The 12820-nt window shown below is 42.2% G+C and carries 8 protein-coding genes; 5 read left to right on the top strand and 3 right to left on the bottom strand.

The window, feature by feature from the left end; translation table 11 throughout:
* Positions 1 to 2: 2 nt before the first annotated feature.
* From PQQ36_RS15645 to PQQ36_RS15630, 4 genes are all read left to right on the top strand, one after another.
* Entirely contained in the window at positions 3 to 3596 is a 3594-nt protein-coding gene (locus tag PQQ36_RS15645; protein ID WP_263180636.1) for an RHS repeat domain-containing protein, read from the top strand.
* An 18-nt stretch (positions 3597 to 3614) separates the two neighbouring features.
* A complete protein-coding gene (locus PQQ36_RS15640) occupies positions 3615 to 4142 on the top strand; it encodes a hypothetical protein (protein ID WP_039467581.1) in 528 nt (175 codons plus the stop codon).
* Positions 4143 to 4978: 836 nt separating this feature from the next.
* Positions 4979 to 5368 carry a DUF4279 domain-containing protein gene (locus PQQ36_RS15635; protein WP_072603496.1) on the top strand — a complete coding sequence of 130 codons (390 nt, stop codon included), beginning with the start codon at positions 4979 to 4981 and terminating at the stop codon, positions 5366 to 5368.
* Positions 5369 to 5908: 540 nt separating this feature from the next.
* Positions 5909 to 6271, top strand: a complete 363-nt coding sequence (locus PQQ36_RS15630; RefSeq protein ID WP_146043218.1) for a hypothetical protein — start codon at positions 5909 to 5911, stop codon at positions 6269 to 6271.
* Positions 6272 to 7137: 866 nt separating this feature from the next.
* Here the strand turns inward: PQQ36_RS15630 and PQQ36_RS15625 are convergent.
* Positions 7138 to 7455 carry a DUF1244 domain-containing protein gene (locus PQQ36_RS15625; protein WP_188011573.1) on the bottom strand — a complete coding sequence of 106 codons (318 nt, stop codon included), beginning with the start codon at positions 7453 to 7455 and terminating at the stop codon, positions 7138 to 7140.
* Positions 7456 to 7619: 164 nt separating this feature from the next.
* Between PQQ36_RS15625 and PQQ36_RS15620 the strand changes: the two genes are divergently transcribed.
* The gene (locus tag PQQ36_RS15620; protein WP_011149860.1) at positions 7620 to 8201 is read left to right on the top strand and encodes a porin family protein; all 582 of its coding nucleotides are present in this window, start codon (positions 7620 to 7622) and stop codon (positions 8199 to 8201) included.
* Positions 8202 to 8277: 76 nt separating this feature from the next.
* On the opposite strand, the gene vexH is transcribed toward PQQ36_RS15620, so the two are convergent.
* Both vexH and PQQ36_RS15610 read right to left on the bottom strand, forming a co-directional pair.
* Complete coding sequence (vexH, locus tag PQQ36_RS15615) at positions 8278 to 11391, bottom strand: vibriobactin export RND transporter permease subunit VexH (RefSeq protein ID WP_013572167.1); 3114 nt, start codon at positions 11389 to 11391, stop codon at positions 8278 to 8280.
* Positions 11391 to 12416 (bottom strand): efflux RND transporter periplasmic adaptor subunit, encoded by a 1026-nt coding sequence (locus tag PQQ36_RS15610; RefSeq protein WP_372456870.1) that lies wholly within the window; start codon positions 12414 to 12416, stop codon positions 11391 to 11393. Before PQQ36_RS15610 ends, vexH begins: the two co-directional genes overlap by 1 nt.
* Positions 12417 to 12820: the final 404 nt, after the last annotated feature.

Raw genomic sequence — 12820 nt, 5'->3', positions numbered from 1 at the left:
AGATGCTTTTGGCTATTTTTGTCGCGCTGGCCTTAGTTTTACTCGCGTTACTACAATCGTGTTCGCCAGCAGTTGAACCACCAACAGGTCCCTTAGGGCCCAATGGCTCTTATCAAACAGGAGGACAAGGCGATGGCTCCCGAGATGGAGACTGCAACTCTTCCCGAGGCGCTCCTATTTGGCACTTTGATTTCAATAACCTCAATATTGTTGTTCAAGATACGCCAATATGGATAGATTCAGCCTATGGACCAAGTATTGAGTTTACACTTACCTACAACGCATTAGGTAAAGAGAACAAACAAAGCTCGGTAGGATCTCGTTGGACACACAATTACGCTGACTACGTTTCCAAACCAAAAGATTCCAGTTCGTTAGTGCTAGTATCAGGTACCGGACGTGTGGATGAATACCAGCAAGTCGGTACCAACTATATTTTGAACTCGCAGTCACTTCTTTCTGGAGAAGCGACACTGCTACCACGCTTGAGTGTGGAAGAAGGCGTGATCAAAGCGACTTATGTTGATGGTAGCTACAAAACTTTCACTCAAGTGGAAAGTGGCGACTACCGATTAAGCTCTGCGGTCGATCAAAGTGGTAACGCGCTTAAATTTACCTACCAAGACAACCAGTTACTGAAAGTGACCAACGCACTAGAACAGTCTCTCACTTTTAGTTACAACCAGGCCAAACAAATTGTCTCAGTCACAGGTTCAACAGGCTATCAAGCTCATTTCGATTATAACCAGAAAGGCGAATTAGTCTCGCTTGAAGACATGCAAGGGTATTCGGCACAGATTACCTATGATGATATGGGGATTATCTCGTCGTTAACAGATGCTAAGGGAACAACAAAGTTCATTGTTGAACTCGGAGACCCAGACTCGACTCGAATTGATGAGTATCCAGCATTTGGTGATCCGATGGGGATGAGCAGCCGAATGACGGTCGTTAACCCATTAGGCTATAAAGAGGAATATTTTTATAACTCTCAAACGGGTAAGGCATGGTATATCTCGCCAGAGCACTACGTTGATTATGTGGATGTTAACGTCAACAACGGTCAGGCTGATGTCCCCAAAACCGTCTACGATTATCAACGATACTCCAAAGGCTACTCTCGTGTTCAACAGATCACAAACCCTGATGGTACATGGACTCGATTCGAATACGACAAAAATCGCAACCTATCCAAAACGATTTACTCAGATGGTAATTCAGTAAAGTATCGCAATAACTCGTTCGGTAAAGTGGTGGAGTTTACTGATACGCTCAACAACAGCACGATCTACGTTTACGACGATCGTCAAAACTTAATTAAAGCCGTTACGCCTGCTGGTGAACAACACTATGAGTACAGTAAAAACAACCTACTAATTGGTACCACTGATTTAAACGGGGCGAAAACTAGCTATAAATACAACAAAAACGGACAGTTATTACAAGTAATATCTGCTGATGATAATGTCGTCGACTTTCATTATGCATCCGGAAGACTCGAATCGATTGTTAGCCAAGGTAAGGCTCTGGCTTCATATCAATATGATGAGCTAGGACGAGTAACACAAGCTACGGATATACATGGCAAAGCCACACAGTATCGTTATGACCGAATTAACCAACTCACTCATGTCAGCAGAGAGGGAAATCGTGAGACCGAGGTGGTTTATGGAAGTTGCCCTCGCCTTTTAGAGAGCGAAACCCTTCCGGGAGGTCGAACCTACCAATATCAATATAATTCAGCCAAGCAATTGGTCGCCATCGTTGATCCTATGTTGGGTGTTACACGCATAGAGCGAAATGCGTCAGGACGCACTACGGCTCTAATCGACGCGAACCAAAACAAAACAGAATTTGAATACAATTCGGTTGGACAACTGACCACCAAACACTATGCCGACGGCAGTGAAATTAAACACGACTATCAGCAAGGTTACATTCACACTACAACCAACGCCCGTGGTATCACCAAGTCGTTTCAATACAACGATAAAAATCAGCTAACCCGCGTCAGCTACAGTGACGCAACGCCAGAGGTTTCCTACCAATACGATACACTAGGCCGATTTAGCTCTGTGTCTGATGCTCAAGGTACGACGCGTTATCACTATTACGCAGATGGCCAACTTAAGCGTATCGATGGCCCATGGCAGGACGATAACATTGAGCTTGAGTTTGACAAGCTTAATCGTTTTTCAGCATTAACGTTAAATGGACTTAACTTTGGTAAGTACCAATACGATGCCTTCGGGCGTCTAACCAGCATTTCAGCGTTAGAACAAGTCTTTGAAATCACTTACGATGATACACCTCAAAATGTAGCCAGTCGCTTGAAATACCCCAACGGTATTGAACAGGTATTAAGCTTTGACGACATTGGCGATCTCTCCAAATTGGAATATCAAAAAAGCGAAAATAAAGTTGGCGAGTTTACTTTTGGTTTTGACGTGGCGGGTAAGCTCACCCAACTAGAGTCTAATGAGTTACTTCCTCTAGAGAGCCCACAAAAACAAGCTACGTACAATTCGCTTAACCAAATTTCCTCGTGGAATGGTGACAGCAAGGCTTTTGTTTATGATGCTGACGGAAACTTAACTCGAGGCTTACTGCCGGGCGAGACTCCATTTGAAGCAGATTATGACGCTGAAAACAGACTAACCGCGATTCGTTTTGAGAAAAATAGCACTCAGGTTGAGGAACGGTTTGAGTATGGGCACGATCATTTTCTAAGAGTGTATCAACGCTTTGAAAATAATATTAAAGTCGAAGAGAAACGCTTTGTTCGCCTAGGTCTTATAGAGCTTCAAGAGCGCGACAGCGAGAACAACGTATTAGCAAACAATATATGGAGACCAGATAGAAAAGGCGGTGTCGCTGGCTTGTTAATGCGGCAGCAGAGTAAGCAAAACATCTATTATATGACTAACCATCTTGGTCATGTCTATGGTGTGTTTGACCAGGCCGGAGAAAGACTCAGTCAGCGAGGTTATTCACCTTACGGGCAAGTAAGTGGCGATGACTTCGTTCTACAGCCGTTTGGCATGTCGACCAAACGCAGCGATTTTACCAGTGGGTTGGTTTACTTTGGTTATCGCTTCTATATGCCCAACTTGGGCCGCTGGCTTAATCGCGATCCATTGCAAGAGCAAGGCGGGATAAACCTTTATGCGTATGTAAATGGCGACCCGCTGGGGTATGTGGATCCGGATGGGAGATTCGCAGTAGTGATGTTCCACCCTGCAGTTGCTATCCCGGTTAGTTACGCGGTATGCAGGGCTCTTGGCGGTTGTGAAATACCTAACTTACCTGATTGGCCGAGTTGGCAAAATAGCGAAAATTGGAAAAACAGTGATCACGATGATGATGGGTGTTGGGGAAGCGCTGGTGGAAACAGAGGTAAAAAAGGTAAAGAATTTAGAGGCGGAAAAAAGAAACAGCGTGATAATTGGTATGGCAATAAAGATCGAGATTTTCAAAAATGGTTTGAGAAAGAAGGTAAAAAAGATTTTAATGACGGATTTGACTTAGAGTCAAGAGCCAATGTTGAAGAGTTGTATGATATCTGGAAAGGTTTAGGAAAACCGCGTGGATACTAATTACTAGGTTGTATTGTTATGAGTTTAGTTTCAAATTTTAAGAGAAGTTTATGTAGTGAAGAAGCTCGTTATATAGATCTGAAAAAAAAACTAGATGAATTGGAGTGTGTTGATAGAAATGAAATAGGGACATTTATTAAGGAAAATATAATTTTAATTAGCTCACATCTTGTAAAAAACAACATGGCTTTGATAGTGAGGGATATTGGTGATGATAGTTTTCTAGAGTGTCTCTTTGCCTGTATAAGGTCAGAGGATAATTATAGAAGAAGAGGAACAGTTCTCTACGCCATTTCAAAGTTTAATGCTAAAGAATATTTGTATGAGCTGACTCACTATGTAGTAACTGATACATTAGAGTCAAGAAATAATGCCTTGGATGCAATAGAGAATATAAATGGATTTATAGATTATGAAACAATATTAAAATGTAAGAACATTGTGGAAGATGCATATTATTTACGAAAAAATAAGAAAAATTTAAATGAAGATGATGATTTGTTTATTTCAGATTTAGAGTATCTTTTAGATTTACTAGAAGATTAAGTATTGTTGTGCTTATAAGATATAGATTCTTTTATAAAAGGAGTGGATGTGACAGAATTTCGAATATGTAGTGGATTATTCATATTTATAGTTAAATTTTTCTATTTTAGAAAGTAAAAAACACACATGCAAAATATATCTCCTAATATAGGATTAATAATAAATTGAATATTCTTAACGTTTTTCACTTTATATTGCCGATAACTTTTGTTGCTTGTGGAGTGGCATTTTTTCTTTCCCCACTTATTTTAAGCAGGTTTAGAACTGACAATGGCAAAGTAGGACCTAGAGATTTCACATTGCTGTTTAGTAAAAAAGAGTTTTTGAATGAACAAGGGATTTTGATTAGGGAAAGGTTGCGACTCATCATTAACTGGTCATTTCTTATTTCACTGCTGTCTTTTGGGGTTATTATTTATGAACAATATGTGGTTTTTGTTTAGATTTTTTTGTCTGATCAATTCTGTTTTTCACTTAACAGTCTTTATGGGGTATAAGAATGATTATATCGTTGATAAAATAGGTAGTTTACTAATATATTTAGTATGCGCACTTGTTTTTTTTCTTCTTTTAATAGAAGATATAGGAAGTACTCTTTAGCGCTAGTCTTTGTGTCCTTTATATTGGCAAATTACTACTATTAAAAATAACAAGCTAAAATCTCTTCTTTTACATTATAAATATGCCTATATATTGATATATAACACTATTATACTTTCACACGATAACGACTTACAATGATAGGAATTTTCTAAAGATGAAATTGATAAACTAAAAGACCAAGGAATAGAACCACGCGAGTTAAGATTTAAATATTTACAACTTGTGAGGAAAATATGAGAGTTTATGCAAGATTAAGTATTATGAGTGAGAGTGTTTCTTCTAAAGACATTTCAGGGCAGGTTGGAATGAGCTTTGATGAGCTATGGGATGTTGGTGATAGAAGGAAATTAGGTTCAATAGTTGAGAAAGACAATGGCTGTACAATAAAGTCCGAAGTCGATTCTTCTTCAACAATTGAAGATCACCTTGAAAGCTTATTCATGAGAACTGTAGATAAAGAACATTCGATTAGATTGTTGTCTGATAGAGGGGACGTGTATATTCAAGTGTCACTTTCGATTTACAGCGAAGATGCACCGCCATTAACCTTTGAAAGAAAATATATTAATTGGATCAGTAACATTGGTGCTAGTTTAGATGTGGATCTATACCCGTTTGAGTAATAGATATAGTCAGGGTAAATAAAGAGTCAATGTTGGACGCATGAATATTCATGTATTTACTTGTTATTATAAAATGAAGATATTTACTTTAAAGATTGTTAATTATATAATTTTTGTTTTAGTGTCTAGTTCGTCATTGTTGTCATTAGATATACTATCGAAAGAAAGAGAATTGGCTATGGATATCGTAGATGATGATCAAAGTAAATTATTACTTGCGCGCTCATATATGCACAATCCTGGCCGAAGTTGGTATTATTTTTAACTAAAAGATCACTACAATTTTTAGTTTTATGTTTGCACTTAATATTTTCATTCTTTAGCTTAAATGTCGAGTAGGTTGTATCTCTTAATGCTAAGGCCAAGATTTAATTGTTATGAGTTTAGTTTCAAATTTTAAGAGAAGTTTATGTAGTGAAGAAGCTCGTTATATAGATCTGAAAAAAACTAGATGAATTGGAGTGTGTTGATATAAATGAAATAGGGATATTTATTAAGGAAAATATATTTTTAATTAGCTCGAATCTTGTAAAAAACAACATGGCTTTGATAGTGAGGGATATTGGTGATGATAGTTTTCTAGAGTGTCTTTTTGCCTGTATAAGGTCAGAGGAGAATTATAGAAGAAGAGGAACAGTTCTCTACGCCATTTCAAAGTTTAATGCTAAAGAATACTTGTATGAGCTGACTCACTATGTAGTAACTGATACATTAGAGTCAAGAAATAATGCTTTGGATGCAATAGAGAATATAAATGGATTTATAGATTATGAAACAATTTTAAAATGTAAGAACATTGTGGAAGATGCATATTATTTACGTAAAAATAAGAAACATTTAAATGAAGATGATGAGTTGTTTATTTCAGATTTAGAGTATCTTTTAGATTTACTAGAAGGTTAAGTATTGCTGTGCTTATAAGATATAGATTATTTTATAAAAGGAGTGGATGTGACAGAATTTCTAATGTGTAGTAGATTATTCATATTTATAGTTAAACACTTCTATTTTAGAAAGTAAAAAACTCACATATCAAATCTATCTCATAATATAGGATAACTAATAAATTGAATATTCTTGACGTTTTTCGATTTATATTGCCGATAACTTTTTTTGCTTGTGGAGTGGCATTTTTTCTTTCCCCACTTATTTTAAGAAGGTTTAGAGCTGACAATGGCAAAGTAGGACCTAGAGACTTCACATTGCTGTTTAGTAAAAAAGAGTTTTTGAATGAACAAGGGATTTTGATTAGGGAAAGGTTGCGACTCATCATTAACTGGTCATTTCTTATTTCACTGCTATCTTTTCTGGTTATTATTTATGAACAATATGTGGTTTTTGTTTAGATTTTTTTGTCTGATAAATTCTGTTTTTCACTTAACAGTCTTTATGGGGTATAACAATGATTATATCGTTGATAAAATAGGTAGTTTACTAATATCTTTAGCATGCGCACTTGGTTTTTTTTCTTCTTTTAATAGAAGATATAGGAAGTACTCTTTAGTGCTAGTCTTTGTGTCCTTTATATTGGCAAATTACTACTATTAAAAATAACAAGCCACGATAAACTTGTTAATAACCAAGACGCTCGTTAATTTTTACATTCAAGACTATTTCAACGATCACCTTGGTTATTTATCAGGTTTAAATACTGTTTTATCGATTTGACAATCTAATAATCAAAGGCTTTAAGTGCTCTCGCACCAAAATGGTTTTTCTTTAGCCTTTACAACTTAAACCGAAATAATTACATAGAACACAAAACTGCCTCACTTGTTCTGTTTTGCCTCAAAAGCCGCCAATTGCTCTGGCGTGGCTTCAGGTTGATGATTGGTTTTCCACTCGTCATAAGTCATGCCGTAAACACGCTCACGAGCATCATCTAAATCAAGATCTAGCCCTAAAACATCCGCTTCGGCTTTATACCATTTGCTAAAGCAGTTACGACAAAAGCCAGCCAAAATCATCAAATCAATATTTTGCACCTCTTTGTTGGCATCAAGGTGAGCCAGCAAACGGCGAAATGCAGCAGCATCGAGTTTGTCTTGCTGCTCTTGAGTCAACTCTTGGTATTTAAACTGTGTCACTTTACTTTCCTTTATTCTCATTTTTCCGTCTTAATCACGGGCGGATGACCAGCATAGTACAAAATCCACTAATAAAACCAAGCTCTTCGCCGAGGAATTGTGTACTATCTCAGCCAACACTCTCTTATGCATCTTATTGAAACACTCTTAGGTGGCGAACAATTATGAAAAAAATTATGCTGGCGTGTTCAACATTATTACTTTCCCAACCGGTTTTCGCGGAGAAAATGGGCGAGTTGCCGAACTACTTTTACCTTGGTGCAGGCACCATCGCTTTTGACGTTTCTGCTTACGGCGACAACAGTGGCAGCGAGCTTTCCACCCCAAACTTTACGATCGGCTTTGGTAAAAACTTCAATGAACATGTTGCTGTGGAAGGCCTGTTTCGCTACACGCAAAATGAAGTCACTAACAGCACGGCAGGAACCAGCCTTAACCTAGACTATTATCAAGCGGGCGTTTCCGCTCTGCTCTCCACGGGCAACTTAGGGGATACCCCGATTTCACTTTTCGGTCGCTTGTCGGGTTTGATCACCCAAGCAAACATGTATGACGTGACAAACAACGCAGTGAAAATCTCTGAAGAAGCGGGAATGATTTTCAACGTCGGGGGTGGATTAGGCTGGGATATGGGGCAAAATTTCTGGCTGAAAGCCGAATATGTCTATAGCTTTGCTGACGCAGGCTTTGACGATTTCTACGATAAGTATTCTGGTTTCCAACTCTCCATCGGTAAGCAGTTCTAGCATCGTAGCACTCTATACCAGCCGAGATAAAAGAGCCGAGGTTTTGTTCCTCGGCTCTTTGGGTTTTAGGATTGGTTTAACCGTGGCTTACTCGGCCTTTCGTATCATGGCTGAGGGCTTGATTTAGTTCCGCTTCCACATGCCCTGGCGCTTCTGTGTATCGAGATATCAAACGATACATCGCAGGGATAACGAACAAAGTGACGAGGGTGGCAAAACCCATACCGAAGAAAATAACGGTACCAACGGCCACGCGGCTTTCGTAGCCCGCCCCATCCGACAGGATAAGTGGAATCGCGCCCGCTAAGGTCGTGAAGGCGGTCATTAAAATCGGGCGCAACCGTCGTGCCGAGGCATCAATAATGGCTTGTTCAAACTCAAAGCCACGGTCACGCAGTTGGTTAGCAAACTCCACAATCAAGATACCGTTTTTGGTCACCATACCGATCAGCATGATCATGCCGATCTGACTGTAGATGTTCATACCTTGCTGCATGATGAGCAAGCCTAAGAAACCCCCAAACACCCCCATCGGCACGGTAAACATCACCACCAGAGGGTTGATGAAGCTTTCAAACTGCGCAGCAAGAACGAGGTAGGCCACCAGCAAGGCCAACGCAAACACAATGGCAACGCTAGACTGGTTTTCTTTGAAGTCCTTCGATTCACCAGAGTAGCTGATGGTAATATCGCCCGGCAGCGTCTCGATCGCTTGCTGATCAAGAAAATCCAACGCATCACCCAGCGTGTAACCATCCGATAAGTTGGCGGTGATCGTAATCGCCTTTTGCTTGTTGTAGTGCGATAAGCGAATCGACGACGCAATTTCTTCAACGTTGGTCACTGTATCTAAGGTAACCAGATCGCCACTTTTTGTTCGTAGATAGATTTGGCTCAGATCTGCTGCGTTATTAAAGCGATTTTCATCACCACGAAGATAAACATCGTACTCTTCACCACGTTCCACGAAGGTGGTTTCTTTACGCCCACCCAACATGATTTCTAAGGTATCGGAAATCTCTTTGATGCTGATGCCCAGTTCTGCGGCACGACGTTTGTCCACCGACACCACCAGTTCCGGCGTTTTCTCAGAATAGTTGATCTCCGCCCCTTCCATCATTGGGGATTCTTCCGCTTTGTTCTTCAACACCTCGGCCCAATCGCGCAGTTCGTTGTAATCCGAACCGCCAAGCACAAACTGCACAGGCTCGCTCGAACCACCACGGAATCCGGGCATAAACGGGAATACACGGACATCAGGAATGCCCGCCAGCGCCTTACGCACTTCGCCTAAGGCTTGTTGCGCTGTCACTGAACGTTCATTCCAATCATCCAAGATCATAATAACGAATCCGGTTTGGTCACCCGCTTGGCCCCCAAACGCCGGCGACTGGATGCTGAATGATTTGAGGAACCCTTGCCCTAACAGCGGCATTAAACGCTCTTCCACTAAGTCCATATTGGCAGACATGCGGTTGTAACTGGTGGCATCGGCGCCACGGACAAAGGCAAAAATGACCCCTCGGTCTTCTTGTGGTGTTAATTGTGCTGGCACTTGATTCATTAGCGCGTAGCTGCCGCCCATACAAGCAAGGATGATCACGGGCGCAAGCCATCGCCATGCGAGGGCTCGCTTTAGCAACGCGCGATAACCGGACTCTAACTTGCCGAACAACACGTCCACGACGTCATTGAAGCGGTTTTTCTTAACATTGGCTTTGAGAATTTTGCTGCCTAAGACGGGGGTGAGCGTCAGCGCAATCAATGATGAAAAAATCACGGACATCGCCAGCAACACCGAAAACTCGGTAAAGAGCAGGCCCACCATGCCATCCATGAAGGAGATCGGTAAAAACACCATCACCAACACTAAGGTGGTGGCAATAACCGCAAAACCCACCTCTCGCGTGCCTTTATAGGCCGCAAGCAGAGGTGATTCACCTTTCTCGATATGATGGAAAATGTTCTCAACCACAACAATCGCATCGTCGACCACCAAACCGATAGAGAGGATCAAGGCCATTAAGGTGATGAGGTTAATCGAGAAACCAAAGTAGTACGCGGCAATAAACGAGGAAATCAGCGACACAGGCACGGTCACCGCAGGGATCAAAGTCGCGCGAGCTTGACCGATGAAGATATACAGCACGAGAATCACGAGCCCGCCAGTGATGAACAAGGTGCTATAAACTTCAGAAATAGAGCGCTCAATAAACACGGTTGAATCGTAGTCGATAGCGAGACGTGTCCCTTCTGGCAAAAACTTCTGCACTTTATCGACTTCTTCATGTACTCTTTTTGCCACCTCAAGCGGGTTGGCGTCCGACTGAGGGACAATCCCCATGCTGACGTTGACTACCCCGTCACTTTTAAACGTCGAGTTCTCATTCTCAGCACCGATAAAGACATCCGCCACGTCTTTGAGATAAATCGGCGTGTTGTCACTGGCACGCTTGACCACCAGATATTGGAAGTCTTCTACTGAGTTATAGCTGCGCGCGGTACGAACAGACATCACCGTTTGATCGTTACGCACTTCGCCCCCCGGGCTTTCAAGGTTCTCGCTGCGTAGCGCGGCGGTAATGTCCGTGGCAGTCACACCTCGTCCGGCCATCAGCTCAGGACTTAGCTTCACGTACATAACTTTGTACAAGCCACCCGAGATATCAACGGAACTCACTCCGGTGATAAGACTAAAGCGATCCATGAGTACACGCTCGATGTAATCGGTGAGCTGAGTACGATCCATCTCTGACGAACTGAGATTTATGTAAACGGATGCCTCACCGCTACCGTTGTTTTTAAACACGATAGGATCGTCGGCTTCCTCGGGTAGCGAACGCTGCGCACGCGCAACCGCATCACGAACATCACTCACCCCAGTATTGAGGTCATAACCCAGTTCAAAGGTAATGGTGATACGAGACATGCTGTTACGCGTGGTCGACGAAATCTCATCAATACCACTGATGCCTGAGAGTTGATCTTCAAGCACTGAGGTGATCTGGCTTTCGATGATCGTCGCCGACGCCCCATCGTAACGCGTACTAATGGAGACAACCGGGCTTTCGATGTCCGGCATCTCGCGCACCGCCAATTTGCTGAACGAGACAAAACCAAACACACACAGCAACAAACTCAATACCAGCGCAGCAACTGGCCTTTTCACCGAAACATCAGAGAGTAACATTATTGCTCATCCTTCTTCGCTACGGTCTTTTGCCCTGCTGCTGCGCCGCCAATTTCTTTGACTAACACACCATCACGCATGTTCACGATACCTTGCACGACGATTTTATCGCCGATGTTGACACCCGACTCGATCACCACTTGGTTCTCTACTCGCGCGCCAAGCAGAACTTCTGTGCGTTTCGCTTTGTTGTCGCTGCCGATGACATAAACGTAACGTTTGGTCCCGGAATACTCTAATGCCTGCACCGGAATGATCGGCGCTTCAATCGCCGGGAACGCTAAGGCAGTATTGAGTAACATCCCTGGTTTCAACTGATTTTCTGGATTTTCAAATTGAATGCGCACGCGTAGGTTCAACGTTTCAGCATTAATCCGTGAGTCAATGCCCACCACCTTGCCAGTGAACACTTGTTTGCCCCAAGCGCTGGATGTTGCTGTCACAGGCATGCCTATCGACAACATCGACAGATAACGTTCCGGAATTCTCAGATCCAGTTGCATCAACGACAGATCGTCGAGCGTCAGTAATTCAGTGCCTGAGTTCACCAACTTGCCGCGGCTAAAATCGACGAAACCCACCGTTCCGGCAAAAGGCGCGGTGATATGAAGATCATTCAAGTTGGCATTGGCCGCGGTCAAACGCGCTTGTGCAATCTCGACACTGGCTTTTTGCGCGTCAATTTCTGTTTGCGTAATCGCATTGCGGCTGACCAGTCGCTCAAACTCTTTCAGCTTTCTCTGCTCATCTTTTAGATAAGCTTTTGCTTCAGATACCGCTGCTAAGGCTTTATCGTCCTCAAGCTTGACCAACAGTTGCCCTTTAGTGACATTCTGGTTGGCTTTCACTTGAATGCTTTCGACTTTGCCGGACACTTCGGACGCAATCACCACTGACTGCACCGCTTCCAATTTGCCGACCAGCGCTAAAGATTGGCTAATTTGGTGTGTTTGCACTTCTTCTGCAACCACAGTAACAGCAGATGGCCCTCTTGGAGCAGCATGGGATAGAGAGGAAGTCCCCATAAGAGCCAGAGTAATAAATGAGATAAGAATGCGTTTTTTCATGTTCCGTCAATCAATAAAGCCATAGTTGAGATTATAAGTTTATCAGCTCTAGCGTACTGTAACGTCAAGTTGTGTAAATTATGGTGAGAAGTGAAGGATTTAGCGGCCTAAGTTGTCACCAAAATGTGTACTTTCTGGCATCTTTGCCCAAAAAGGCAGCATTCAACATGTAAAGCACAGAAAAAGGCTTTACACACTGAACTGGTTTGCTATGATGCGCTCCGCACTTGAGCGATGCGTTGGGAAAACACCGCTTAAGCCTAATCCAGATGAGATTAGGAAAACACCCTGGAGGGGTTCCCGAGTGGCCAAAGGGAGCAGACTGTAAATCTGCCGGCTCCGCCTTCGATGGTTCGAATCCG

The organism is Vibrio sp. CCUG 15886 (assembly GCF_028570825.1).
In the GTDB taxonomy this organism is placed as follows: Bacteria; Pseudomonadota; Gammaproteobacteria; order Enterobacterales; family Vibrionaceae; genus Vibrio; species Vibrio vulnificus_B.
This window is presented reverse-complemented; position numbering and strand designations above follow the sequence as displayed.

Bases quoted from the DNA above. Each gene is read 5' to 3' on its own strand.
- PQQ36_RS15645 (WP_263180636.1), top strand. From the start codon at position 3: ATGCTTTTGGCTATTTTTGTCGCGCTGGCCTTAGTTTTACTCGCGTTA.
- PQQ36_RS15640 (WP_039467581.1), top strand. From the start codon at position 3,615: ATGAGTTTAGTTTCAAATTTTAAGAGAAGTTTATGTAGTGAAGAAGCT.
- PQQ36_RS15635 (WP_072603496.1), top strand. From the start codon at position 4,979: ATGAGAGTTTATGCAAGATTAAGTATTATGAGTGAGAGTGTTTCTTCT.
- PQQ36_RS15630 (WP_146043218.1), top strand. From the start codon at position 5,909: ATGGCTTTGATAGTGAGGGATATTGGTGATGATAGTTTTCTAGAGTGT.
- PQQ36_RS15620 (WP_011149860.1), top strand. From the start codon at position 7,620: ATGAAAAAAATTATGCTGGCGTGTTCAACATTATTACTTTCCCAACCG.
- vexH (WP_013572167.1), bottom strand. From the start codon at position 11,391: ATGTTACTCTCTGATGTTTCGGTGAAAAGGCCAGTTGCTGCGCTGGTA.
- PQQ36_RS15610 (WP_372456870.1), bottom strand. From the start codon at position 12,416: ATGGGGACTTCCTCTCTATCCCATGCTGCTCCAAGAGGGCCATCTGCT.